Origin of the sequence: Calothrix sp. NIES-2100 (genome assembly GCF_963875285.1) — a bacterium.
Lineage (GTDB): Bacteria > Cyanobacteriota > Cyanobacteriia > Cyanobacteriales > Nostocaceae > Aulosira.
In genome coordinates this window covers 7,009,955-7,035,492 of the sequence record NZ_CAWNLA010000001.1, presented here as the reverse complement: position 1 = coordinate 7,035,492, position 25,538 = coordinate 7,009,955, and the positions used below count along the sequence as shown (strand labels likewise).

The 25,538-nt window shown below is 41.8% G+C and carries 22 protein-coding genes; 13 read left to right on the top strand and 9 right to left on the bottom strand.

Annotated elements, in window-relative coordinates:
• Positions 1-122 precede the first annotated feature (122 nt).
• The 5 genes from map to AACU32_RS28630 form a co-directional block, all read right to left on the bottom strand.
• A complete protein-coding gene (map, locus tag AACU32_RS28650; protein ID WP_096604671.1) occupies positions 123-950 on the bottom strand; it encodes a type I methionyl aminopeptidase in 828 nt (275 codons plus the stop codon).
• 185 nt (positions 951-1,135) lie between these two features.
• Entirely contained in the window at positions 1,136-1,555 is a 420-nt protein-coding gene (locus AACU32_RS28645) for a cupredoxin domain-containing protein (protein WP_445223236.1), read from the bottom strand.
• A 426-nt stretch (positions 1,556-1,981) separates the two neighbouring features.
• Entirely contained in the window at positions 1,982-4,795 is a 2,814-nt protein-coding gene (locus AACU32_RS28640) for an insulinase family protein (protein WP_096604667.1), read from the bottom strand.
• Between the two features lie 275 nt (positions 4,796-5,070).
• Complete coding sequence (locus AACU32_RS28635; RefSeq protein ID WP_096608221.1) at positions 5,071-5,496, bottom strand: VOC family protein; 426 nt, start codon at positions 5,494-5,496, stop codon at positions 5,071-5,073.
• A gap of 129 nt (positions 5,497-5,625) precedes the next feature.
• On the bottom strand, positions 5,626-6,138 hold the full coding sequence (locus AACU32_RS28630) for a TIGR02652 family protein (RefSeq protein WP_445223235.1): 513 nt from the start codon (positions 6,136-6,138) through the stop codon (positions 5,626-5,628).
• Between the two features lie 316 nt (positions 6,139-6,454).
• Here AACU32_RS28630 and AACU32_RS28625 point away from each other — a divergent pair, with 316 nt between their 5' ends.
• The 5 genes from AACU32_RS28625 (at position 6,455) to AACU32_RS28605 (ending at position 11,313) form a co-directional block, all read left to right on the top strand.
• The gene (locus tag AACU32_RS28625; protein WP_096604663.1) at positions 6,455-6,994 is read left to right on the top strand and encodes a gamma carbonic anhydrase family protein; all 540 of its coding nucleotides are present in this window, start codon (positions 6,455-6,457) and stop codon (positions 6,992-6,994) included.
• A 203-nt stretch (positions 6,995-7,197) separates the two neighbouring features.
• Complete coding sequence (locus tag AACU32_RS28620; protein ID WP_096604661.1) at positions 7,198-7,323, top strand: photosystem II protein Y; 126 nt, start codon at positions 7,198-7,200, stop codon at positions 7,321-7,323.
• A gap of 132 nt (positions 7,324-7,455) precedes the next feature.
• Positions 7,456-8,706 carry a bifunctional folylpolyglutamate synthase/dihydrofolate synthase gene (locus AACU32_RS28615; RefSeq protein ID WP_096604659.1) on the top strand — a complete coding sequence of 417 codons (1,251 nt, stop codon included), beginning with the start codon at positions 7,456-7,458 and terminating at the stop codon, positions 8,704-8,706.
• Positions 8,707-9,070: 364 nt separating this feature from the next.
• On the top strand, positions 9,071-10,237 hold the full coding sequence (locus AACU32_RS28610; RefSeq protein WP_096604657.1) for an FIST signal transduction protein: 1,167 nt from the start codon (positions 9,071-9,073) through the stop codon (positions 10,235-10,237).
• A 5-nt stretch (positions 10,238-10,242) separates the two neighbouring features.
• Complete coding sequence (locus AACU32_RS28605; RefSeq protein WP_096604655.1) at positions 10,243-11,313, top strand: sensor histidine kinase; 1,071 nt, start codon at positions 10,243-10,245, stop codon at positions 11,311-11,313.
• Positions 11,314-11,686: 373 nt separating this feature from the next.
• Here AACU32_RS28605 and AACU32_RS28600 read toward each other — a convergent pair whose 3' ends face one another.
• A complete protein-coding gene (locus tag AACU32_RS28600) occupies positions 11,687-12,985 on the bottom strand; it encodes an ABC transporter substrate-binding protein (RefSeq protein WP_096604653.1) in 1,299 nt (432 codons plus the stop codon).
• A gap of 141 nt (positions 12,986-13,126) precedes the next feature.
• On the opposite strand from AACU32_RS28600, the gene pilM reads away from it, so the two are divergent.
• The 4 genes from pilM (at position 13,127) to AACU32_RS28580 (ending at position 18,285) form a co-directional block, all read left to right on the top strand.
• Complete coding sequence (gene pilM, locus AACU32_RS28595) at positions 13,127-14,233, top strand: type IV pilus assembly protein PilM (RefSeq protein ID WP_096604650.1); 1,107 nt, start codon at positions 13,127-13,129, stop codon at positions 14,231-14,233.
• Positions 14,234-14,237: 4 nt separating this feature from the next.
• Entirely contained in the window at positions 14,238-15,002 is a 765-nt protein-coding gene (locus AACU32_RS28590) for a PilN domain-containing protein (protein WP_096604648.1), read from the top strand.
• Entirely contained in the window at positions 14,999-15,757 is a 759-nt protein-coding gene (locus AACU32_RS28585; RefSeq protein ID WP_096604646.1) for a pilus assembly protein PilO, read from the top strand. The genes AACU32_RS28590 and AACU32_RS28585 overlap by 4 nt, the downstream gene beginning before the upstream one ends.
• Before the next feature lie 182 nt (positions 15,758-15,939).
• Complete coding sequence (locus AACU32_RS28580) at positions 15,940-18,285, top strand: type IV pilus secretin family protein (protein ID WP_096604644.1); 2,346 nt, start codon at positions 15,940-15,942, stop codon at positions 18,283-18,285.
• Positions 18,286-18,401: 116 nt separating this feature from the next.
• On the opposite strand, the gene AACU32_RS28575 is transcribed toward AACU32_RS28580, so the two are convergent.
• Together AACU32_RS28575 and AACU32_RS28570 are read right to left on the bottom strand one after the other, a co-directional pair.
• Complete coding sequence (locus AACU32_RS28575; RefSeq protein WP_096604642.1) at positions 18,402-18,752, bottom strand: DUF760 domain-containing protein; 351 nt, start codon at positions 18,750-18,752, stop codon at positions 18,402-18,404.
• 241 nt (positions 18,753-18,993) lie between these two features.
• A complete protein-coding gene (locus AACU32_RS28570) occupies positions 18,994-19,302 on the bottom strand; it encodes a hypothetical protein (RefSeq protein ID WP_339378345.1) in 309 nt (102 codons plus the stop codon).
• A gap of 158 nt (positions 19,303-19,460) precedes the next feature.
• Between AACU32_RS28570 and AACU32_RS28565 the strand changes: the two genes are divergently transcribed.
• Genes AACU32_RS28565 through AACU32_RS28555 form a run of 3 tightly spaced genes read left to right on the top strand, consistent with a single transcriptional unit; the run spans position 19,461 to position 23,215 of the window.
• Positions 19,461-21,026 carry an NACHT domain-containing protein gene (locus AACU32_RS28565; RefSeq protein ID WP_096604640.1) on the top strand — a complete coding sequence of 522 codons (1,566 nt, stop codon included), beginning with the start codon at positions 19,461-19,463 and terminating at the stop codon, positions 21,024-21,026.
• A gap of 1 nt (position 21,027) precedes the next feature.
• Positions 21,028-21,192, top strand: coding sequence for a hypothetical protein (locus tag AACU32_RS28560; protein ID WP_339378344.1), 165 nt, complete (start codon positions 21,028-21,030; stop codon positions 21,190-21,192).
• Between the two features lies 1 nt (position 21,193).
• Positions 21,194-23,215, top strand: coding sequence for a WD40 repeat domain-containing protein (locus AACU32_RS28555; protein WP_096604638.1), 2,022 nt, complete (start codon positions 21,194-21,196; stop codon positions 23,213-23,215).
• A 41-nt stretch (positions 23,216-23,256) separates the two neighbouring features.
• Here AACU32_RS28555 and AACU32_RS28550 read toward each other — a convergent pair whose 3' ends face one another.
• Entirely contained in the window at positions 23,257-23,820 is a 564-nt protein-coding gene (locus AACU32_RS28550; protein ID WP_096604636.1) for a Uma2 family endonuclease, read from the bottom strand.
• Positions 23,821-24,021: 201 nt separating this feature from the next.
• Here AACU32_RS28550 and AACU32_RS28545 point away from each other — a divergent pair, with 201 nt between their 5' ends.
• Entirely contained in the window at positions 24,022-25,206 is a 1,185-nt protein-coding gene (locus AACU32_RS28545; protein WP_096604634.1) for an ATP-binding protein, read from the top strand.
• Positions 25,207-25,538 lie beyond the last annotated feature (332 nt).

The window sequence follows — 25,538 nt, the reverse complement described above, 5'->3', positions numbered from 1 at the left end:
CTGTTGACTGTTGACCGTTGACTGTTGACCGTTGACTGTTGACTGTTGACTGTTGACTGTTGACCGTTGACTGTTGACTGTTGACTGTTGACTATTGACCGTTGACCGTTGACTGTTGACTGTTAAACTTTTGTGCGATCGGTCAAAATTTCATAGCCGGTTTCTGTAACTAACACAGTATGCTCAAACTGCGCCGACAAAGCATTATCTACAGTTACCGCTGTCCAGCGATCGGCTAAGGTTCGCGTATGTTTGGAACCTGCGTTTAAAATTGGCTCAATAGCCAAAGTCATTCCCGCACGTAGTTTTACATTTGGCATTTCTCTGGTGCGGTAGTTAAACACAGAAGGTTCTTCGTGTAAATTACGTCCTACACCATGTCCGGTAAATTCTTCAACCACACTAAAACCATTAGCTTTGACATGGTCTTCAATTGCCCCAGCAATATCCAGCAAGTATACACCTGCCTTGACTTGTTCAATACCTTTGTAGAGAGATTCCTCGGCGACGCGAATTAGTTTAGCGGCTTGGGGGGTAACTTCACCCACGGCAATTGTAATGCAAGAATCACCATGAAACCCTTGGTAGTAAGCACCTGTATCTACTTTTAATACATCTCCAGTGCGAATTACTTTCTTTTGACTTGGAATCCCATGTACAACTTCATTGTTAATACTGGAACATATAGAGCCAGGAAATCCGTGATATCCCTTAAAGCTCGGGGTTGCACCCATTTCGCGAATGCGTTTTTCCGCATGAGCATCTAAATCAGCCGTAGTCATTCCTGGTTGGACTAGCTCAGAAATTTCTTTGAGTACAGTAGCCACAATTTTGGCTGATTCCCGCATGATATCAATTTCTCGCGGCGATTTAATTTCGATACCTCGGCGTTGTTTGCTGGGAGATGCTGGCTGAGTTGCTTGAGCAAGTAAGTTACTGAGAATGTTCATGGGAAATTAAAAGTGATCAGCGCAAAGAACGCTGGAGGTTAAATGTTTTCTATAGCAGTCGTAAATCATTCGTGAGAAATTATATCCCCGACTTCTTTGAGAAGTCAGGGATCTGGACACTGCTAATTCTCACAGTTGAGAAATTATGTCTATATTTAAATTAACTTATTTTAACTTTGGAATTGTTAATTGCTGACGGTAATCTCTCCAGTCATCCCTGCTTCTGTATGTCCTGCTACTGAGCAGCGTAAGGTATATTTTCCCGGCTTGAGCGGCACAAATACCCATTCAGCTGTCGCACCGGGTTTGAGTTCCAGTTCATGGATAGCTCCTTTAATTTCTACTTTGCCTGCTTCGACTTTTTGTGTCCAGATGCCATCAGCAAAGTCTTTGGCAGTAAAATAATGCTTCAGTTGGCTAGGATTGGTGAGTCGGAGATTGTAGCGTTTCCCAGTCACAAATTCTAAGGTATTTGGCTCAAATTTGAGTTCGTTAGCTGCATTCCCTAAGCTAATGGGAATTTCGATCGCAGCTTGTTTGAGTAAATCGCCAGAGACATTCGCTGCTAATGCCGGATTAGTACTGCTGAAACTAATGCACAGCATTAATAATAAGAGGATATAAATCCGTTTGATTGTTTGCATCTCAGTAAAATAAATATATAAATTTCCAAATTATAATCACAATTTGGGATTGATTTTTAAATAATTACTAATTTGTAATTTTTGGGGAAACACTATTCGTTTATAGGCGGCTTTGTTGCAGTTAGGTGTAGCACCAGTTCCAAACAGTTAATGACGAATTATTTTAATAATTTTTGTAACTAATCCCGATTCAATCAATGATTGTATGCACGGATTTTCCTCATGGGCGGGGAAACCCCACTCTTACAAATGCATCATTCGTATTCGTTTTTCCAATTCGGAATTACTCGATGGATGGTGATTTAAAAATACTCCGAGTTCTAGAGATTGCAAACTCTCAATAATTGTTGAATTACGAATTACGAATTACGAATTACGAATTAGTAATTATCTAAGGTTGGCTAAGACAGCAGGGCCTGCGGTGACTACGACAATCTTATCGGGGTGGAGTAATTCACGGGCTGCTTGATTGACTTGATCGAGGCTCACTTGCTGAATTTTTTCTGAAAAAGAGTGCAGTTCGACTTCATCGAGTCCATACACTTGGTTCATCAAGATAGTTTTGCTTAATTCCTCTGGGTTGACTAAAGAAACATTGTAATTGCTGACTAGTGTTTGTTTAGCTGCATCCACTTCTGATGCGATCGCACCTTGTTGATGAATTTGCTTTAACAGCTTTTGGGTGCTGGCGATCGCTTTATTCGTATCTTCTGGGCTGGTTTGCAATTCAATCCAAAATGTGCCAGCATTTTTTCCGACTTGGAAGTAGCTATAAATTCCATAGGTAAGTCCTTGGCGATCGCGTACTTCTGCGCCTAGTCTACTAGATAAGGTGTCGCCTCCCAAAATCTGATTCAAAACTAAGGCTGCATAAAATCGGGGATCTTTACGATTAATGCCTGTGTAACCCATATAAGTAATCGCTTGGGCTTTCCCTGGTAGGATAGAGTTTACACGCACTACTTTTTCGGGCATTGAGACTTGAGGATATTCTAATTTTGGCGGTTGACCGCTAATTTTCCAATCACCAAACTCTTTTTCAATGAGCGATCGCACTTTTGCTGGCTCAAAATCTCCTACCAGGGCTATCACTGTATTGTCTGGACGATAATATTTTTCTTTGAAAGCAATCACATCTTTACGCTTAATCTGCTTTAAGCTCTCTTTTGTCGGGAAGCTATGTAAAGGATGCTTTCGCGGATAAATTGACTGTACAAATGTTCTAATTGCTACTTCATCTGGATCATCTAAGTCCAATTTGAGATTAGTTAAAGCTTGTTGGCGTTCAAGTTCCAATTCTTTCGCTGGAAATGTACTATTTTTAACTACGTCTGCTAAAGTTTGCAAGAGTACAGGTAAATCAGCAGCTAAACTATCACCTTCAATGTGTACGCCTTCGCGGTATGCTCTAAACTCCAGATTTGCACCTCGTTCTTCCAAGGCTTGGGCAATTGTTAAGAAGTCTTTAGTTTTAGTCCCATTCGTCAAGTTATCTGCTACCAAAGATGCTAATCCAGCTTTATCCTCAGGGTCAAATTCCATTCCGGCGTTGATATGACCACTTAGGGTGACAGTAGGAATACTGCGATCGGGTAGTAGTAATAACCGCAAACCATTGGCAAATTTCAATTGTTGTGGTAATTCTCGCTTGCCTATGTCTATTGCTTCATCCACCGCAGGTAAATATTTTAATACCTCGGTTGGAGCTACAGGCGATCCGGGAGCGAAATTTTCGGTATTTTGTGCAGAATGTGCTTTGTTTGTACCCGCTTTTGTCTGCTTTTGACTAGGTTCAAATAAACCGACTATACGTGCTTCTGGTTTGAGGTATTTTTTGACTACAGCCACAACATCCGCTGGTGTCACCTTGCGAATAGCTGCTAAGTAGCGTTCTGTATAGCGATAGTCACCAGCAGTTGTTTCATCATTACCCAATTGCATTGCTTGGTTGGTGAGATCGCGGTTAGCTAAAATTACCGCTGCTTCTAATTGGGTTTTCGCTCGATTGACTTCTGCTGCTGTGACTCCTGATTTTACTAAATTGGCGATCGCCTGATTTAATACCGAGTCAATTTTGGTCAAATTTTGGTCAGAAGCAGCTGTTACCAACAGTTCATACCAACCAAATTCCCGCAAGCTAACCACAGAAGCACTGATTTCGCTAGCTAAACCTGATTCTACCAATACCTGATCCAGTCTTGAAGTTCTTCCCTCAGTCAAAATATAATCCATCACATCCAATGCTGGCACATCTGGATGGTTCACATCCGGTAGGGGGTAAACTACTTGCAACAGTTCCCCTGCTCCTGCTTCTTGTAGCACAATGGGTGATGCTGATAACTGTTGACGGTTGACGGTTGACGGTTGACGGTTGACGGTTGACGGTTGAGTGTTGGGTAATTTCCCAAATATTTCTTTGACTGCTTCCAGAGTTGGAGCAGTTTGAAAATCTCCGACAATTACTAAAACGGCATTGTCAGGACTGTAATATTTCTGATAATACTGCTGTACCTGTTCTACTGTAAATTTTTCTACATCAGCTTTTGTTCCACCCACAGGTAAACCGTAACCATGATCGGGAAAAGCTGCTCGCATCACGGCGCGGTTTAGACGGTATTCTGGGCTATTTTCGTAACCTTGTAACTCAGAAATTACTACTCGCTTTTCACTGGCTAGTTGTTCAGTACCAATAAGCGAATTTTGCATCCGATCTGCTTCTAAAATTAGCAGCGCTTTGAGCTTATTTCGTTCCGCAGTCCCGTAATACGCCGTTTGATCGTAGCTGGTGAAAGCGTTCGAGTCACTACCTAAAGCACTAAACAACCTCCCAAATTGAATTGGACGAGTTTGCGTCCCTTTAAACATCATGTGTTCTAACTGGTGAGCAATACCATTCATTCCCGCTTCTTCGTTGCGCGAACCTACCTTGTACCAAACCTGAACAGTTACCACCGGTGCGGTATGCACTTCCTTTGTCAGCACCGTCAAACCATTCTCTAGCAATGTCTTGTTGACGTTTTCTGTCACTTTTAGGGGTAGAATTTTTTCTCTATCTACTATTGACTGAGCATGTATCTGCTGGGACACTACCATATTTTGGCTATCAGCAGGTTTATCGCTAAATAATAACACTGCAATCATCGATAGACTCAACAGCAATAACGGAAAACGATATCGATACCAGGTGGAGAACACAGACATGAATTTTGCAGATACCCTGTAAACTAAGTTACATCTTTTGCATGATGACTATAGTTTAATCCCTGTGCTTAATCTCTTAGTGAGTCCAAACAAATAAATTACCCAAGATTTATGTGAGTAGGGTGCTTGATCCCTAAATATTGACAATGCACGAGGCCATGATTTCCTGATGTCAGGTCAAAATTAAATATTTTTTTAATTATTAATCTTTTGCCTAAGTGAATGTATCAAGATAACTGATTTTAGCAGCCAAAATCAGCAATATAAAAGCCAAATTAGTTTAATTTGGCTAAAATTCGCAGAAATTCCAAAGGTAAACCATCAGCATCAGCGATGAAAGCGACTTCAAAAATGCGATCGCCTATTTGTTGCTGTGTTGGTTCTAAAAGTACTTTCAGCGGTTGCAGATCTGCTATTGCCAATCGTTGTTGTAAACTGGTTAACCAACTGGGCAAATCTGGTGTAATCTCTGTTAAATCGAATGAGAGATGATAATAGCCCACATAATGTTCGTCTGCAAAAGCATCTGGGGCTGGTTTTGGTTCGGGAATTTGGATGAGTTCAATTCTCCCACCCAATCCTTCCATCCAACAAGCTAGGGTGTAGCCTGTAGTGAAGCGTTCACAAACTGTAAACCCCAATTGTTCATAGAAGGCGATCGCCTGATGAATATTCGCAGTCCGAATCGAAGCGTGGTGCATAGTTTTGTCATTAGTCATTTGTCCTTTGTCATTAGTCATTTGTCCTTGGGCGTTAGTTTTTGTCATTTACTGCACAGCAATGACTTTTAACTCTTGACTAATGACTAATGACTAATGACTAATGACCATTTACTCAAATAATCGGAAATAAGGATAGCGCACAGGGACACCAGGCTCTTTTTCCAAATCAAAATTAATCACTTCCCAACAGGATTCCTCAGCAGCATCGGGGCTAAACTCCACAGGTAAACCGTATAGTCGCGCTGAGGTATTTTCTGGCTGTTGTCCAGAACGCCAAGGAGTGCTGCGTTCTAAATAGCCACTCATTAACTCCTGATAACGACGCGCAATAATCACCCGCGTTGCTCGATACCCTTGGGTATAAAGCTTATCTAACGCTTCGTGAATTTCAAACCGAATCCCATCGGGATGGGTATGTTGTCTGTACCATTCATTATTCCACTTTCGCCAATGCCGTCCCGACTGTAAATGAACTAATTCACCCGTTTTCGGATTAGCCTCAAAAGCCCCATGACGCGGACACAAATAGGTATCTGTGAGTGTCAACGCCTGAATGGTTTGGCGACAGTGGGGACACTGAATTTCGGGGCCAAATATTGGGTACTGCAAGCCTGGATTCATCATGAAGTGCGTCGAAACATAGTTTTGTCTTCACCAGCACCAGTGGGTTTGATTTTACACTTCGGCTCCACCAATTGGGGTTACCTGCCTATTGCTACACAGTCACTGACTTGTGGCAATTACAGTATTCACGAGTGTCTTCCTCAGTATAGAAGCTTGACCAAAGAAGTTTGAAGTTTAAAGGATGAATTCAGAATTTCAGACTTCAGACTTCACACTTTAGTCTTCAGTTGACCCTGTGATATTCTGGTTTTGCAACCAGCCTGAAATGTTGGAGTTTCTCCAGTGTTCCTGGGTACCATATTCATATTCTATCGTGTCTACAGCTTCTTACTGGCTATCTCCCGATTTTTCTGTTGCTGCTTTTATCGCAGCCAATGCGATCGTTATCGGTTCGGTAAACATCAAGGCAGGGGTAAGCATTTGGTATGGAGCAGTAGTCAGAGCAGATGTAGAACGCATTGACATTGGTGAATGCACAAATATACAAGATGGCGCGATCATACACTGCGACCCTGGCTTTCCTACCATTTTAGAAGATCATGTCACCGTAGGACATCGCGCTGTGATACATTCTGCTTACATTGAACGTGGCAGTTTGATTGGGATTGGCGCAATCATTTTAGACGGTGTACGGGTAGGTGCTAGTAGCATTATTGGTGCAGGTGCTGTAGTAACTAAGGATATACCACCTTTTTCCTTAGTCGTGGGCGTTCCTGGTAAAGTAGTACGCCAAATCACAGACACCGAAGCCGCAGAACTTCTTGAACACGCCAAAAAATATCAAAAGTTAGCCTTGGTTCACGCCGGTAAGGGAACTGATCTCGGATTTACCAAGCCGGAATCAGGGGGATGAGGGGACAAGGAGGACAAGGAGGACAAGGGAGGACAAGGGACTTTGCCCAATGATCAATGCCCAATGCCCAATGCCCCATGCCCCTTCACCCAAATTGTAAACATTCTTTACAAATGGGGCTGGAAAAATTGCCCACTTCAGCTAACAATAAAAATGAGAGTAGTTGACAAAAGTTTAATTTATTTAACAGAGGGGTTCTAAATATGGACATTGATTTTCGCGTAGCTATCGTTTTAGCACCAATCGCCATTGCTGCTGGTTGGGCTGTGTTTAACATTGGTGCTGCTGCATTAAGACAAGTGCAAAACTTTTTAAACAAAGAAGCCTAAAAGCAAATAAAAATTAACATTTTTTAACCGGCTGTTTCTTTTTCTAGGAACAGTCGGTTAATTGGTGATTGGTCAATTGTCAATTGTCAATTGTCATTTGTCCCCCTTCCCTCATCCCCTCATCCCCCAGTCGTGGATATTGATTCTCTACTAAAATCTTTTCAACCCTTTGGTATCAATTTAGGACTCTTACGGATTGTCAAACTATTGGCTAATCTTGGGAATCCTCATCACCAAGTCCCGGTGGTTCATGTTGCTGGTACTAATGGCAAAGGTTCTGTATGCGCCTATCTTTCATCGGTTCTAACTGAGGCTGGTTATCGTACAGGACGTTATATTTCTCCTCATTTAGTTGATTGGACAGAACGTATTTGTCTCAATGAACAGGCAATTTCTACCGATGAATTGTATGAATTATTACAAAAAGTGCAAGCAGCGTTCGCTCCTGATGATGAATCACCCACTCAGTTTGAAGTGATTACCGCAGCTGCTTGGTTGTATTTTGCGCAGCAGCAAGTTGATGTGGCGGTGGTAGAAGTGGGATTGGGTGGGCGGTTGGATGCAACTAATGTTTGCGCCAACCCTTTGGTGACTATAATTACTTCCATCAGTAGGGAACATTGGCAACAACTAGGCCCGACTGTCGCTGATATTGCTAGAGAAAAAGCGGGAATTCTCAAACCTGGATGTCCGGTGGTTGTGGGACAATTGCCAAAAGATGCCCTAGAAGTTGTGCGATCGCGGATTGTCGAATTACAATGCCCAGTATTTACCCCCCAGCCTGCGCGTCCCATATCTTCCGGATGGGCTGAATACCAAACTCAGGACAATTCCAAATTAATTCAATATCCCCTACCCTTACAAGGACAAATTCAGTTAACTAATTCTGCCTTGGCTTTAGCTGCGATAGAAATTCTCCAAAAACAGGGGTGGCACATTTCCCAAGCAGCCATAATTAATGGTATGGCAAAAACTAAATGGCCTGGGCGTATCCAATGGGTGGCGTGGAAAAAGCATAAATTATTACTAGATGGGGCCCATAACCCAGCAGGTGCTGAAGTATTACGCGATTATGTCGATACTTTGAATCATCCTTCTGTCACTTGGGTGATGGGAATGATGGCTAATAAAGACCATGCTGATATTTTCCAAGTCTTGTTACGCCCAGAGGATAGATTATTTCTCGTACCAGTACCGGATACCGCTTCAGCCGTTCCCGATCAATTAGCAAAGCTAGCGGTTGATATCTGTCCCGGCTTAAGTCTTTGCCAATCATATCCAGATTTATTATCAGCTTTGTCAGCCGCTTTTGCTGCGACGGAAAACTTAGTTGTATTGTGCGGTTCCCTATATTTAATCGGACATTTTTTGGCAATTAGATAACTTATACAATGCTGTTTTGGGATTGTGTATCTATTGCCAAAGATATACTGTATGAAAATTTTTACAATTTTTAATAGAATGTAGGAATACAACACACTTCCTGGATAAATTAACACGTTTAATTATAGCGATCGCTCCACCGCTCAAGGTGAAAGATTGCACTATAACAGAGTTCAGAGTGGCTCATAGTTTTGGTTGTAGTTGCTTTTAAAGCTGATGCTAAGTAATTAAATTTCTTATGTAAATTCAATTTATTGCTGTGATTTGCATTAATTTTATGGGCAAAATTAACTGAGAAATCGTCTGACAGATGAATATTGTTATGTATGCTACTGTAGGACGTTCTAGTTAATAGGAGATATTTATGTTAAAAGTTGTTGTTGGTCACAGTGACGATCCAGATTCTCAAGATGCAATTTTAGAAGTTTTAGAGCAATGTCTTAACGATTTAGCAGGAGTCATACCTCAGGCTGGTATTTTATTTACCGCCATTGATTTTGAGCATGAATTAATCCTCAAAGAAATTAACCAAGTGTTTCCCGAACTTGATTTGATTGGTTGTACCACAGATGGTGAAGCCTCGTCAGTACTGGGATTTCAACAAGATTCTTTGACGCTGATGCTCTTTTATTCTGATACTGTAGAAATCAGTGCAGGTGTAGGGTATGGAGCTAGAGAAAACCCTTTTGCTGCTGCCGAACAGGCTGTACAACAAGCAACAGCAAAAATGACTAATAGCCCGAAATTATGTATTACTGTACCAGCCAGCTATACAGAAAGTGGTTCAACAACAAATGGAGAGTTAATTCTTCAGGGATTGAAACTAGCCTTGGGTTCCCAGATGCCAATTTTAGGTGGAACGGCGGGAGATCAGTTTAGGTTTCAAAAAACCTACCAATTTTTTCGCAATCAAGTTCTGACTGATTCTTTACCAGTTTTAATATTTTCTGGGGATATTAAATTTTCTTATGGAATTGCCTGTGGTTGGAAGCCCATTGGACGTAAAAGTATAGTCACCAAAGCTGTTGGAACCCTCCTCTACGAAATCGATGGTAGCACAGCAATGGAATATTATCAGAAGTATTTAGGCGATCGCCCACCGACTGCGGAACATCCATTAGCTGTATATGAAGGAGATAGCGATCGCTACTACATGCGTGTACCTAATACTCATGATCTAGAAACTGGTAGCATCAATTTTCTCGGTAATGTCCCAGAAAACGCCATAGTTCAAGTCACAGATATTCGTAGGGATGAAGTGATTGCTGCGGCTGAAACTTCATTTAAGACTGCTTTAGCAAATTATCCAGGAACTGAACCAGAAGCAATTTTGTTATTTTCTTGTTGCTGTCGCCGTTGGCTTTTAGGAACCAGAGCAAAAGAAGAATATCAACTAGTTAAAAATGCAGTTTCTCAATCAATACCTATTTGTGGATTCTATACATACGGTGAATTTGCACCCTTAGAACCTCATGGTTCTTCTTACTATCATCAAGAAACTTTTGTGACTTTGCTTCTAGGAACAAAATAGGGCTTATGGAACCCATTGACTATGAAAAGAAGCTGAAAGAATTAGAAAAAACTGTTCGGACTCTGAAAAAAAAATTAGAGCGTTCAGAAGCCGATCGCCAACAACTGGAAAACGTCAGTGAAGTCAGAGAAAGCATCCTCAAAAATGTCATTTCCGAGTTAGAGGAGTCGCAAATAGCTATCAAAAATCGCGGTGATGAGCTAGAAGATGCACTAAAAAATCTCAAGACTTTACAGATGAAATTGGTGGAATCTGAAAAGATGTCTGCTCTTGGAGTTATGGTGGCTGGGATTGCCCATGAAATTAACAACCCAGTCAACTTTATTTATGGAAATTTAAATTATGCTCAACAATATTTTCAAGATTTACTGAGGCTAATTGTACTTTATCAAAAGTATTACCCTGAACCAGCGTTAGAAATTAAAAAAGAAATAGAAGTAATTGAACTAGAATTTATTAAGAAAGACTTAGATAAACTCTTCCAATCTATGACTGTAGGAGCCGAGCGAATTTCGGAAATAGTTAAATCGCTCCGGACTTTTTCGCGTTTGGATGAAGCCGAATTTAAATCAGTTGATATTCATGAAGGCATTGACAGTACACTAGTAATTTTAAATAATCGCCTAAAACTACCAGCCGCCAATTTACCAGAAATTAAAGTAATTAAAAATTATGGCAAATTGCCCTCGATTAAGTGTTATGCCGGACAAATGAATCAGGTATTCATGAACATCATTGTTAATGCAATTGATGCTTTAGAATCTTCACTGTTGAAGGCAGCCAAAACTGACACAGGGCAATCAATAACTCATCATCCAGAAATTCAGATTAAAACAGGAATTACTGATAATAATTGGGTAGAAATTCGGATTGCTGATAATGGGATAGGAATGGATGAAAAAGTTCGCACAAAATTATTTGATCCCTTCTTTACCACCAAAGCAGTAGGTAAAGGGACAGGCTTAGGTTTAGCAATAAGTTACCAAATTATTATTGAACTACATGGTGGAAAATTGGAATGCTATTCCGAACCTGGAAAAGGAGCAGAATTTATGATTCAAATTCCTATTCGTTAAGTAAAGGGGCAAAAGAGGCAGAGGATAGTGTTGACTGTTGACTGTTAACTAAACGTGAGTTCGATGGTATAGGAATCCGGTTTGATTCTTAAAAAAATTCCCTACACTTTAATCTTAAGTGTAGGGTGGGCAATGCCCACCATATCCGGGTTTTGGTGGGCATTGCCCACCCTACGTGTATTTCAGAAATCAAATATGAGTCCTATAGTGTCGAGAGAGCTGCGAAGAATGGGGAAAAGGGGAAAGGTTAAAGGGTAAGGGAACGCAAGAATCAGTCTTTTCCCCTTCCCCCTTACCCTTTCCCCTTGCTTCAGACTTATTGAACTAGTCTGTCGAACTCACGTTAACTAATGCTCAATGCCCAATACCCAATTTACCGATTATTCCACTCTTGCGCTGCATCTTCAACAGCTTTATCTACCGTTTTTTCTCCTAACATTGCTGCTTGCAAATTCAAATAAATTGCCTTTTGCAATTTATTGAAATCTTTCAAAGTCGGCGTTAATATCTCTGCTTGTTGTAGTTGTTGGGCGCTAACAATCCGGGCTTTTTCCACGGTTGTCGCATTAGCAGGAACATCTTTAAAGTAGCTGTCAGTAAGTGCTTTGACTGTAGATGGTAAGACGTTAGCAGCTTTAGCAAAAGCTAATTGGTTTTGATCGTTGGTGAGAAATACAGCAAATTTCACAGCCGCATCGGGATATTTACTATCTTTGGGGATGACTACGTTCATCACAGCGACGTTTTTCTTACCTGTGTCACCTGTAATTTGGGGTGCGATCGCGGAAGCTTGGGCAATTTTCGGAGCATTATTGGCGATCGTTTTCAGAAATTCAGGTCCAGAAGCGAGAAATGCTGTTTCTCCCCCTTGATATAAATCAATAGCATGACGATGACCTTGAGTTAACACCTCTTGAGGTAGCAATTTTTTCTTGTACAAATCTACCCAATACTGAAAAGCGGCTTTACCTTGTAGGGAATTAAAGGCTGCTTTACCCTCGGTATTTACTAAGGTGACTCCCATTTGCACAAAAGATTCCAATACTTCACCGGAATCTTGCGGAACAAAAGTCACAAAAAAGGCGTATTTTCCGGTTTTATCTTTAATTTGTTGTGCTGCTTGAGCTAATTCTGCGTAGGTACTGGGTGATTTGTTGATACCTGCCTGTTTTAATAAATCAGTGTTATAAATGGTTAGCCGGGTGGTGAGGTACCAGGGAATACCAAAGCTCTTACCATTGATTGTGCTAGCTTTCCAAATATTTGGCAGATAGGAGGAACGGACTTCTTTTGAAACTTTCGTATCTACATCCAGCCAAGCATTTCGTCCTGCAAGTTGCGAAGCAAAATCCGGATTGAGGTTCACAACATCAGGTGGCGTTTTTGCTGAAACAGCTGTTAAGATTTTGTTCTCCATCGCAGCCCAGGGAATATCAACCCAGTTAACCTTTATACCTTGATTTTGTGACTCAAAACTGGCAATCAGATTTTTAAAGTAGTCAGTAAATTGAGGTTGGAGTTGCATTGTCCAAAACTCAATCTTTGCTCCTTCAGCAGCAGTTTGTTTTGTTTGGGTGGCAACTTTACCTGTGCTGCAACTAACAATCCAGCTAGTCAATAAACCAAGCAGTACAAATACAGACAATCGTTTGAATTTGTGAATTTTAAACATTTTACTAGTATATTTACGCTTGCTGTGAGCGAAAAGCTTATGCAGAATTGTCGAGATTATAGGCTAAATCAATAACCTAGTACCAAGATAGTTTTTTAGTATCATTTAACTTTTCAATTTAGCAGTGCGACGGGCAAAAAAGTGGTGAAAAGCTTCAATAGTCTGTTTGGCAAATCTCATAAAGGAATCGGTATTGAACTCGCACCAGAACGGGTGAATATAGTTCAATTACGCAAACAGCGTCAAGGCTTAAAAATAGAAGCCTTAACATCGGTAGGAGTTCCCGAGGGACTCGTTAGCGATGGTCAGATCACTGACCCACCAGCAATGGCGCAGCTAATTCAGCAAGCGCTGGCTGATAATAAAATTAAAGCTTCTCGGGTTGCTACTGCTGTACCAGGAAGAGATTCAATTGTACGTTTAATTCCTGTACCAGCAGAGTTAGATGATAAAGAACTGCGGGAGATGGTACTCAACCATGAAGCAGCTTTGTATTTACCCTATCCTCGTGAAGAAGCTGATGTAGATTACCAAAAACTTGGTTATTTTGTAGATGAGGATGGAATAGAAAAGGTACAGGTACTGTTAGTAGCTACACGTAAGGAGGTAACAGACACATATATCAGTACATTTGAGCAAGCAGGTTTGGAAATCGACGTTTTAGAGATTAACAGCTTTGCGCTAATTAGGACAATTCGCGATCAACTGCGACAATTTGGTCCACAAGAAGCAGCAGTATTAGTTGATATTGAGTTTGACAGTTCAGAAATTGCCATCATTGTCAACGGTGTACCACAATTTTCCCGGACTGTCCCCATCGGGACTTATCAAATGCAACATGCCTTATCGAAAGCGATGAATTTACCCGCATCACGAGATATGGAACTGTTGCAGGGGATGACGATTATGACAGCTCCCATAGAGGGTGGTAAAACTGGCATGACAGAAATTAATCCAGGGATGGCAGCCATCTTAAGAGTTTTGGGAGAACTCACAGATGAACTGCGTCGTTCCATCGATTTTTACCTCAACCAGAGTGAAAATTTGGAATTAGCGCAAATCTTCCTAGCAGGCCCTGGAGGCGGACTACAACAGCTGGATGAGTTTTTCACTCAAAGATTGAGTTTGCCAGCTGCCCAAATCGATCCAATAGCATCTTTGTCCTTAGAAGTTAACGAAGAAAAATACCCTGTAGTGCTACGCTCTGGCTTAGCGACAGTACTGGGCTTAGGAATGAGGGAGGTGTAACAGAATGTACAGTCTCGATATTAACTTTCTCAAGGACCGTCCAAATTACCAGAAAAAGTCTACTAAAAAACCAGGAGTTAAAGTTCCGATTGGAAATTTAACACCGTTGTATTTGGGAGTGGCATTAGGCGTATGCTTTCCCGCTCTGACGGTAGGTGCTTTGTGGTTGTTACAAGCGAAAGTTGTGGAATCAGAGCAAAAGGTAGCACAACTAGAGGAGGAAAACAAGAAGTTAGACACAGAAATTGGAAATATTAACAAAATTAAAGAAGAAACCAACAAAGTTAAAGGAGAAACACAAGCTTTAGTGACAGTGTTTGACCAGATTCGCCCGTGGTCAGCAATGTTACAAGATCTGCGCGATCGCATTCCAGCTAAAGTGCAAATTGAGAACATCAAGCAAATCCCACCCATTGCTCCAGCCCCAGGACAACCACCAGGTAATCCCGCCGGCGGAATCGAAATTACCGGAATAGCTCGCTCTTTTAACGATGTCAATGATTTTTTGCTAACTCTGCAACAGTCTAGATTTTTAAAATCTTCAGAAAGCAAAATTAAGACAGCTGAGTTAGTCAGTTCGCCAATACAACCAGAGCCTGCTAAAGAGGGTGAAGATATTCCACCGATTCAAGTGGTTAAATACACTATTCAATCCAGCCTGAGCGATGTTCCAGCCTCTGAATTAATCCGGGAGTTAGAACAAAAAGGCACTGTAGGATTGGTGGCTCGAATTCGTAGTATGCAACAAACAGGAGTCATTTCAAAATGACGCTGAGTGAAGATTTTAATTTTGCAGACGGTGGGGATTCTGGTGAATCTCCCTCCTCACCTGTGCTTTTTGGCATTAGCTTTACGCCCAAAATTATTGGTATTGTGGTCGGGGTTTTGGGTCTTGCTGGAGCCTTGTATATAGTTTTAAACATGTTAATGCCCGCTTGGGATAGCTATCAACAAAAGCAAACAAAAATTGCCGAACTCCAAGGACAAGTCGATCAAAAGAAAGCCAGTATCAGAAAGATTGACCAGGTAAAAGCCGAGCTAGACCAGGCAAAGCAGCAAAAAATCCAGGTTTTCAATCTGTTTGCTAATGAGCAAACCTTGGATACTTTGTTACTCGATCTCAATCGCTTAGTTGAAACTACGAATGCTCAAGTTACTGCCAATGGTGTCAGAGGAGAACTCAAAAGGTTTGTACCAATTTCACAAACATCAGAACCCATCACTGATGATAGCCTCGGATCAGCGGTAAAAGGTAAGCTGAAAGGCCGCACTATTAATATTCAAATTGTCGGTAATTATGAACAAACGCAATCAATTTTGCGTAATATTGAGCGTTTACAGCCATTGTTGATAGTTAAAGACTATCAATCTAACTTGGAGAGAGCAACTATTCAAGAGTCAAAAGAAAATGGAGTGCAGAAAGTGAAACCTGCATTTCTGACTACAATTTTCCAGTTACAAGCATTAATGCCACTTACTCCAGAGGAAATAGCAGCAGCTGCTGCTGCTCCTGCCAAGAAGTAACATCGTAATTCGTAATTACTGTCGCGTAAGGGTTTTAGAAGTTTCAAATGGGTAGCTTATTTACACGCCCTAGTCAGCGCCCCTAACCCCTAGCCCCTACCCCCGTTCTGGATAGAGAAGGTTGCAACATACCTACTCAAAAATTATTTGTCAACAAGGTTTTATCAGGTGAGGAATGAACTGTGAAACAGCTTCACGGTAATAGTTTATTATTGGGTACTGCTGCATTTATCTTTTTGGCAGCTCAACCAGTTTGGGCAGACACGACCCAAATTACTGACGTACAGCTAAATCCAGTTGATGGTGGAATTAATGTTGTTTTAAAAACGTCTTCAGGCTCGCGCCCGCAAATTTTCACAACAAAAAGAGGGAAAACTCTAGTTACAGATATTATTAATACTCAACTACGTTTACCACAAGGCAATAATTTCCGTAAAGACAACCCCACATCAGGAATTGCCTCCGTTGAAATTGTTCAGCTTGATGCCAATAGCATCCGGGTGGTGGTAACTGGAAGCGATAATGCCCCTAGCAATCAACCTGTAGTACGACAAGACAATGGCATCACCCTCGGCTTTAGTCCCTCTACAGGTACCACAGCATCAACACCAACGCCAACAACACCAACGCCAACAACACCAACGCCAACAACGCCATCTACTAGCACCTCATCCCAACCCGGCAAAAAGCCAGATGTTCTTGTCCCTAATCCGGAAGTGACAATTGACGGGAAACCTGCACAGCCAGCTGGCCCTGGTCAACCCCCAAACCAGGGGCCACCATTCTTACCAAGAGCTGTAGCTCCACCAGTGGGGGATATTGCTATCTCCAATACCGATGCTTCTCCAAGTACCATTGACCTAGGAACTCAAGAACGTGTCCCTCGGTTAGTACTAAGAGATGCTCCCGTGCGGGAGGTTTTATCACTACTAGCCCGTGCGGCTGGTCTTAATCTGGCTTATGTAGGCGGAGAGGGAGCAGGTGGTACTGCTGTTAATGGACAAGCAGTCTCTCAAACCATATCCCTAGATATAGAAAATGAACCAGTACAAGATGTGTTTAATTACGTCTTGCGCTTGAGTGGTTTAGAAGCGAACCGAAGTAATCGCACTATTTTTGTGGGCGCAAAATTGCCTACTTCCACTCGTGATACGGTGATGCGTAGCCTGCGACTCAATCAGGTAACGGTGGGTGTCGCCCTCAACTTTTTAGTCGGTTTGGGTGCAGAAAGTGCTATTAGCCGTGAACGACAAGTTACTAGTGTCAATGCTGTACCTGTGGGTAATTCAGCCGCCGCAGTCACCCAAACTCAGACAACTACCGAAACCAGAGTTGAAACTCAACGGGTTGATTTTAGAGACTCTAATCCATTACTTAGAGGTTTACAGGCATTAGGAGATGAGCGGACTAATTCCCTAACTTTAATTGGTTCTCCTAGGCTAATTGATATTGCGATGGCTCAACTGACTCAGCTTGATATCCGTCGTCGTCAAGTGGTGGTTAACGTCAAAATTGTGGATGTGAATCTCACCGGCACCCAGGATTACAACACTAGCTTTTCCTTTGGGGTCGGTAACAACTTTTTTACCAATGACGGTGGTGCAGCATCTCTGAGTTTTGGTGGCTCTAGACCTGCGACTGCTTCTGAAGTGGCAAGAAGTGTGACTGATTCACCAATCATTACCAACCCAATTACAGGTGAGCCATTTCTAGGTGATAAATTCTTTAACCCACCAGCAGGTAGCAGACCATTAGCTGATGCTCCTTTAGACCCCAATGGAAATCCGCTACAACCTGGTATCACAGCCTTTGAACCTGGAACTCCGGGAACAGGTACAACCGCTGGAACTCCTGATACATATACATACTCTCTACCAACGTTATACAAGTTCCCCAAACGGTTACTCGCTAGTTTGCAGGCTCAGGTGACAAATGGTAATGCCAAAATTTTGACTGACCCAACTTTAATTGTGCAAGAAGGTCAGCAGGCTCTTGTCAATCTGACTCAGGAAGTTGTAGGGAACATAACTATTCAAACAACTGATACTACTGGTGGTTCTAGGACTGAGAGAACAATAAATAAACAAAAAGTTGGCTTAACGTTGAATGTGAAAATTGAACGGATTGATGACAATGGTTTTGTTTCTCTATCGGTTGCTCCCACTGTCAGCGCACCTTCAGCTGCTGAAAATACAGGAAACGGACAAATCATTTTAGTGTCGGAACGTTCTCTGACTTCTGGGATGATTCGCTTGCGAGATGGTCAGACGCTGATTCTCTCAGGTATTATTCAAGACCAAGACAGGACAAGTATCTCTAAGATTCCTATCTTAGGCGATCTGCCTTTAATTGGTTCGCTGTTTAGAAAAACTAACAGAACCAATGAACGTAGAGAGGTGATTGTATTGCTCACACCTCAAATTATGGATGACTCCGAGCGCTCCTCTTATGGCTATAACTATAATCCTAGTCCAGAGGTGCGGCAGATGTTGGAACGTCGCGGTTGGCAACCTTCTAACAAGCGATAAGACTAATTCGTAATTCGTAATTCGTAATTACTATGAGGGATTGCGAGGGATCAGATCCCCGACTTCTTTAAGAAGTCGGGGATCTTACAGATCTTGCAACTTCACTAGTTGTAGCATTATGGCTGTTCGGTGTCTTCGCTTTTTACACCTGTCAGTTGTAATGTTTTTTCCATTTCTAGCCGTTGTTCGACGTTGCACAGGAAATAGCCGTCTACCATTGCAGAACCTAAAAGTCTGCCTAGTTCATCGCGGCTGGTGGTGATAACGGACTGATATTTTTCATTGGGTAAGTTACCTAACATTTCTACAATAGCTCGTTGAATTAAGCGCAATACTTCAGGTGAAGAGGGTTTAGAAAGTTGAGCAACTATTTCAGGATTCAAAGATTGTACGTATTGCAACAAATTATTGTTGTGATTTGTTTGGGATTCAAAATAATCTGGCTGGCGATGGGAAAGGTTACTCATGACTTTTATCTCTAGTGGCGCTTTATTTATTAATCAATTTATCTGGTTATTGATTTTAATAAGGTCAGTGAAACCGAACTTTTAAGGAAGGGTTTGTTCTACTCTGGCTTTTGAGATAGATTGCATGACAAAGAATGCAATTTTTGGAAAATTACAGCAAAAAATTTAACAATTTTATTATTTCAGAATGTGTTGGGCGATCGCATGATGTTTGAGGTTAATGTTTTTGGTGCGATCGCCCTTAGCCATATCCCTGTTCTTGAGGTGTTAAAATTAGCCATTGCACCGCAGAGGCGCAGAGTTCGCAGAAAAAGAGAGTGCGATCGCCTTTTTTACTCGAAGTTTCGAGTCTAGAAGCTGACGGTTGAGGTTTGGAAGGGGAATGTTCGTGTTCGGAAGGCGAAGTTTCGTGTTCGGAAGGCGAAGGTTCGTGTTCTGAAGGGGAACGGTGAGGTTCTGAGGCTGAAGTTTGGTGTTTTTCAGTTGAAATGTCGCGATCGCAACACCTCTTACCGTCTTCTTTGCGCCTTTGCGCCTTTGCGTGAGGCAAAAATATCTATGTAAAATCGAACCGCGAAGGACACGAAGGGCACGAAGGAAGAGATAAGAGGAAGCTAAGGCTGTAATATGGCTTTACACGGGCTAATTTTTGTCATCATTCGCTAGTATAGGCTAAAGGTGTAAAAATTATACTAGCTCTTAGCGAATATGAGTATTGATATTGTAGTTAACGCACTTAAAAATATTGCTAAACCTGCGGCTTCTCTAGTAATTAATCAAGCTCAACGCAATGAAACTGTAGTCAGAACTTTAAAACAATTCAATTTTGACCCAGCACAACCACCCAAAGATGTCGATGGTGTTTATGTCTACTCTTTAATTGAGTATGGTGTGGATAAGCCAGAAGCTATGCTGAATCTTTTTCGGGAAAGAGAGGTAAAAAAAGCTTTTTGGAGTGCTTATACTGCAAATCATCCTTTGGGTTTTGTCAAGGAAGTAGAAAAGTTTTTGCATAGTAATGATTTAGCATTTGATATCCGATTGAAAAGAATTGAATTGCGCTCGGAGTTAGAGGAGTTTGGGGAAATATTTATTAAAGTTGCTAAAAGAAGTAAATCTAAGGATTTTGAACCTTTCCCAGAATGGAATTTAGACGAGTATCCAACGGAATTTAAGTCATTAATTAAAGAAAAGATTCGCTCGTTTTGCGGTCGTAAGTTTGTTTTTGACGCATTTAAGCAATTTTGTGACAAAAATCGTAGTGGTTACTTCACAGTGCTGGGGGATGCGGGGATGGGGAAGAGTACCATTGCTGCTAAATATGTCTGGGATTATAAATCACCATGCTATTTTAATATTCGCTCCGATGGTCGCAATCGACCAGAGTTATTTTTAGAGAGTATTCGCAAACAATTAATTAAGAATTACCAGTTGCAGAATGTCGAGAAGGCTAATTTAGCAGATTTACTAGAACAGGTTAGCAAAAAATTAATTAATGGTGAACGTCTAGTAATTGTAGTTGATGCTTTGGATGAGGTGGAACAAGAAGCTGGGGGGAATCTTTTAGATTTACCGCCGTCGCTTCCTGAAGGTATTTATTTTCTGCTGACTAGAAGACCTTATACTATAGATAAAAAACGCTTGTCTGCACCAGATGTCTCTGTAGAGGAGCTAGATTTAAGGGACAGTCAGTATGCTAATTTGAGCCGTGAAGATATCAAGGAGTATATTCGGTTCTTTTTGCATGACGATCCAGACTATAAAAATGCACTTAGACAATGGATGCAAGACCGCAATATTTCAGAGAACGATTTTGTTGAGCAGGTAGCAACTAAGAGCGAAAATAATTTCATGTACCTGCGCTATGTTGTGCCAGGAATTGCTAAAGGTGACTATAATGACCTAAGTTTAAAGCAATTACCCGATGGTCTTCAGGACTATTATCAAGTTCATTGGCAACGCATGGGGATGGATAAAAACACTCAGGATATAAAGGTGTTTATCCTGTTTGTTTTAGTGGAGATTGGCACACCAATTCCCTGTGATATGATAGCGGCGATTACTGAACAGAAAGAAGAAGATGTGGAAACAGTTTTAGATGAGTGGGTTGAGTATTTGAAGCCGCAAGATTTAGCAGGCGAAATCTGCTATAGCATCTATCACGCTAGTTTTTTAGATTTTTTGAAAATGCAACGGAAGCTAAATCCTAAACGCACTCCATTTCAAGAGGTTAATCAACGCATTGCAGACTACCTTGTAAAGAGGATGGCGTGAAATGGGAGAATTTTCGTCAGCATTACTTGTAGGTTGGGTTGAGCAACGCAACCCAACACAACTCTACCCACAAACAATAGTTGGGTTTCACATTCGTACCCCTACAGGGAAGCAAGCTACAACCCAACCTACTAAATTACCTAGATTCACAAGTGGGATAGCGTGAAATGGGAGAATTTGCTGACAAGTTTGCGGCACAAAGTCCTGCTTTTCAACGTGCTTACTTGGTTAGTTTAGCGCCAAACCTGGTGAAGTCGGGAAAATTAGAGAAGTACTACCAAACCCTGACTGATTTTGATTTCATTAATGCCAAAATTAACCATCCTGAGTTTGGGGTGCAGGCTTTAATTGAAGATTATGATTTGATTGATGGTGCTGAAACATTAAATTATCCAGAATACAACTCTGAAAAGGTCAAAAGTCTCAAATTGATTCAAGGAGCATTGAGAATATCAGCGCATATTTTAGCAGGGGATAAGCAGCAATTAGCCAGTCAATTGTACGGACGGTTACTACATCAGAAAAAGTCAGAAGAAATTCAGGTATTATTGGCACAAATAAAGCAAAAGACTACTACTCCTTGGCTGCGTTCCTTAACCCCAAGCTTAACGCCACCAGGAGGACGCTTACTCCGCACTCTCAATGGTCATAGTGATTGGGTAAAAGCCGTCGCTGTCACCCCTAATGGTAAACAAGTGATTTCTGCTTCTTTGGACAATACGCTCAAAGTTTGGGATTTAGCAACAGGGGAAGAACTATTCACTCTCAATGGTTATAGTCAATCGCTAAAAGCTGTCGCCGTCACCCCCAATGGACAACAGGTGATTTCTGCTTCCTCCGACCACACCCTCAAAGTCTGGAATTTGACCACAGGGGAGGAACTATTCACCCTCAATGGTCATAGTTATTCGGTAAATGCCATCGCTGTTACCCCTGATGGGCAACAGGTGATTTCTGGTTCCGATGATAAAACCCTCAAAGTCTGGAATTTGGCTACAGGGAAGGAAATATTCACTCTTAATGGTCATAGTTTATGGGTAAATGCCGTCGCTGTTACCCCCAATGGGCAACAGGTGATTTCTGCTTCTTGGGACAACACCCTCAAAGTCTGGAATCTGGCAACAAGAGAACAATTATTCACTCTCAATGGTCATAGTTTATCGGTAAATGCCGTCGCTGTTACCCCCAATGGGCAACAAGTGATTTCTGCTTCTTCTGATAAGACTCTCAAAGTCTGGAATCTAGCAACAGAAGAAGAACTCTTCACTGTCAATAGTCATAGCCAATCAATAAATGCCGTCGCCTTTACACCCGATGGACAGCAGGTAATTTCCGCTTCCGATGACAAAACCCTCAAAGTCTGGAATTTGGCTACAGGAAATAAACTATTCACCCTTACTGGTCATAGTGACTGGGTAAATGCTGTCACTGTTACCCCCAATGGTAAACAGGCGATTTCTGGTTCCACTGACAAGACTCTCAAAGTCTGGAATCTAGCAACAGGGAAGCAAGTATTTACTCTCTATGGTCATAGTCACTCGGTAAATGCCGTCGCTGTCACCCCCAATGGGCAGCAGGTGATTTCTGGTTCCTATGGCAAGACTCTCAAAGTCTGGAATCTGGTAACAGGGAAAGAACTCTTCACTCTCTATGGTCACAGTTACTCGGTAAATGCCGTCGCTGTCACCCCTAATGGGCAGCAGGTGATTTCTGCTTCTTCTGACAACACACTCAAAATTTGGAATTTGGCGACTGAAAAACAAGGATTTTTTAGCTGTATTAGGAATCTGATAAGCAGAAGAAAACTCTTCACACTTAATGGTCATAGTCGTTGGGTAAATGCCGTCGCCGTCATCCCCAATGGACAACAGGTAATTTCTGCTTCCTGGGACAACACCCTCAAAGTCTGGAATTTGGCAGATGGTCAAGAACTATTTACCCTTAATGGTCATAGTTCCTATGTAAGAGCCGTCGCTGTTACCCCTGATGGGCAACAGGTGATTTCTGCTTCCTGGGATAACACTCTCAAAGCCTGGAATTTGGCAACAAGAGAGGTCATCGCCACTTTCACAGGGGAAAGTCCTCTTCATTGCTGTGCAGTTGCACCAGATGGTATGACAATTGTGGCAGGAGAACAATCCGGAAAATTGCATTTTTTGCGTCTTGAGAACACGGAGAGTAATTCGTAATTCGTAATTCGTAATTCGTAATTAGGAAATTACACAATATACTAGTGACCAAGGATTTCGTTGACGGTTATGTTTACGTCTGGAAATGCTGTAATTGATAAGTTTTGACCGCTAGTGAACTTTTGCACGATTTGATATCCTGCGGGGGTGGGTTGTTGATAAACTTCGATAATTTGCTCGTTAATATCTACTAGCCAAACTTCAATTATGTTTGCTTGTGCATATAAAGGAATTTTCTGTTCTCGGTCATACTCAATAGTTGAATCAGCTACTTCAATTAATAAAAAAATATCCTGGGGTTGGGGGTGTGCAGTGGCGTAAAAATCATCACGGGGTTTAAGTAATGCTACATCAGGCTGAGGTTGTGAGTTATTGTCCAGTTCAACAGGGTCTTGAATAGCAATGAGAACCCTATCCCTTAACTTAGTAGACAAGAGTTTGTTTAAGCACTTCACACAAGCAGCGTGTTTTGTTCCAATTGGCGACATCTCAATAATTTCTCCCCGTATCAGTTCTACTCGGTCATCTGCTGTGAGAATCCCGGACTCAATCATTTTATGATATTGCTCAACTGTAAACTTTCGTCTTAGTAATTGCACAGTCATGACTACCTCCACTGTTGGTTTAATGGTAATGCAAAATTCAATCTACCTTGTCATTGCGAGTGGAGCGAAGCGGAACGAAGCAATCGCAAGGGGCTGGGATTGCTTCGTCGTTCCTCCTCTCTTCGAGACGCTACGCGAACGCAATGACACTTGAAATTTAATTATGTTTGCCTACTTATCTTTTAATTATTTCTCACAATTATGAATTCACTACCCAATACAATCAATTCCAGAGGACATCCCACAGAGTTTGAACAAATTATTACAGAAAAAAGCGATAATTTTGTCGGGCGTGAATTTGTATTTACGGCGATTGATGAGTTTATTCACCGTTATCGCCGGGGTTATTTCACTGTTGTTGGCGCACCGGGTAGCGGTAAAAGTGCGATTTTCGCCAAGTATGCGACAGATCATCCTGATGTTGTTTATTACAACGTGGAAGTTGAGGGGAAAAATCGCGCTGAGGAGTTTCTGAAGGTTGTTTGTCATCAATTAGTTGAGTGGTTGCAGAGTTGTAGCACCCCACCCCAGCCCTCCCCGCAAGCGAGGAGGGAGTTAGATGTGCAAGACTTCGCTGCGTTGGCGGGGGGAGTGAGGGGGGTTGGGGATAATGCGGGTGAGGGGAGTTGGTTTTTGTCTGTGCTGCTTCAGCAAATCAGTGATGAGTTGGAACCTGAGCAAAAATTAATTCTTATTATTGATGGATTAGACCGCATTGATTCTAATAGTCAATCTCCTGGGACAAATTTATTTTATCTTCCCCGCTATCTCCCAGATGGGGTTTATTTTCTCCTCACACGCCGACCTTTTTTGAGGGAAAAATCGGGTTTATTAATTGAAACGCCGTCACAGAGTCTTGATTTAGGACAATACTCAGAGGAAAATTGGCAAGATATTCAAAGATATATTCAACAATTTACCCTTCGGCTACGCTCAGGGTTAACTGACGAAAATATCAAGTCTTGGTTGAGCGATCGCCAAATAAACGAGGAAGAATTTTGCACTAGTCTTGCTGCTAAAGCGGAAAATAATTTTATGTATGTCAGTCGAGTTTTAGCTGCGATCGCTCTGGGTTTTGATCCGCAAGCTTTGAATGACAATCAAGTTCCACCTGGTTTAGATGCATATTATCAGCAGCATTGGCAAAAAATGATGACTGCGATTCCAGATGAGGATTTTAGCCAAGCTGTGTTGAAGGTTTTAGTTCAGCAACAGCAGCCGATTTCTGTGGAAGCGATCGCACAAATAATTGATGGGGATGAATTTGATGTTGAGGAGGTGTTAGAAAGTTGGTTTGAGTTTTTACGTCAAGAAGAAATGGGGGGAGAGAAATATTACAGCTTTTATTATGGTAATTTTCGCGATTGGTTGGCAGAGAAAGTTTGAGTTGAGATGCGATCGCTTAATTAAGAAGACGGGGAGACGCGGGGAAGGGGAGACGCGGAGAGTGGCGGAATGTGGGGTGGGCAATTCCTAGCAAAACCCGGATAATTAGAAGGTGATCGTGGAAAAACGAACCGCAAAGGGCACGAAGGGCACGAAGGGAAGAGGGTTTGAGAGAGATTTTGGGTGAGTGGTGAAGGTTTTGGTGAAGGCGATCGCACTGGTTAGTAGCAAAACATTATTGATCCCCCTAAATCCCCCTTAAAAAGGGGGACTTTGAGAGAATTTTCCCCCCTTAAAAAGGGGGGCTAGGGGGGATCTAGAGGTACTGACAA

Bases quoted from the DNA above. Each gene is read 5' to 3' on its own strand.
- map (WP_096604671.1), bottom strand. From the start codon at position 950: ATGAACATTCTCAGTAACTTACTTGCTCAAGCAACTCAGCCAGCATCT.
- AACU32_RS28565 (WP_096604640.1), top strand. From the start codon at position 19,461: ATGAGTATTGATATTGTAGTTAACGCACTTAAAAATATTGCTAAACCT.
- AACU32_RS28590 (WP_096604648.1), top strand. From the start codon at position 14,238: ATGTACAGTCTCGATATTAACTTTCTCAAGGACCGTCCAAATTACCAG.
- AACU32_RS28575 (WP_096604642.1), bottom strand. From the start codon at position 18,752: ATGAGTAACCTTTCCCATCGCCAGCCAGATTATTTTGAATCCCAAACA.
- AACU32_RS28545 (WP_096604634.1), top strand. From the start codon at position 24,022: ATGAATTCACTACCCAATACAATCAATTCCAGAGGACATCCCACAGAG.
- AACU32_RS28640 (WP_096604667.1), bottom strand. From the start codon at position 4,795: ATGTCTGTGTTCTCCACCTGGTATCGATATCGTTTTCCGTTATTGCTG.
- AACU32_RS28555 (WP_096604638.1), top strand. From the start codon at position 21,194: ATGGGAGAATTTGCTGACAAGTTTGCGGCACAAAGTCCTGCTTTTCAA.
- AACU32_RS28560 (WP_339378344.1), top strand. From the start codon at position 21,028: ATGGGAGAATTTTCGTCAGCATTACTTGTAGGTTGGGTTGAGCAACGC.
- AACU32_RS28605 (WP_096604655.1), top strand. From the start codon at position 10,243: ATGGAACCCATTGACTATGAAAAGAAGCTGAAAGAATTAGAAAAAACT.
- AACU32_RS28610 (WP_096604657.1), top strand. From the start codon at position 9,071: ATGTTAAAAGTTGTTGTTGGTCACAGTGACGATCCAGATTCTCAAGAT.
- AACU32_RS28585 (WP_096604646.1), top strand. From the start codon at position 14,999: ATGACGCTGAGTGAAGATTTTAATTTTGCAGACGGTGGGGATTCTGGT.
- AACU32_RS28645 (WP_445223236.1), bottom strand. From the start codon at position 1,555: ATGCTGTGCATTAGTTTCAGCAGTACTAATCCGGCATTAGCAGCGAAT.
- AACU32_RS28620 (WP_096604661.1), top strand. From the start codon at position 7,198: ATGGACATTGATTTTCGCGTAGCTATCGTTTTAGCACCAATCGCCATT.
- AACU32_RS28600 (WP_096604653.1), bottom strand. From the start codon at position 12,985: ATGTTTAAAATTCACAAATTCAAACGATTGTCTGTATTTGTACTGCTT.
- AACU32_RS28635 (WP_096608221.1), bottom strand. From the start codon at position 5,496: ATGCACCACGCTTCGATTCGGACTGCGAATATTCATCAGGCGATCGCC.
- AACU32_RS28550 (WP_096604636.1), bottom strand. From the start codon at position 23,820: ATGACTGTGCAATTACTAAGACGAAAGTTTACAGTTGAGCAATATCAT.
- AACU32_RS28630 (WP_445223235.1), bottom strand. From the start codon at position 6,138: ATGAATCCAGGCTTGCAGTACCCAATATTTGGCCCCGAAATTCAGTGT.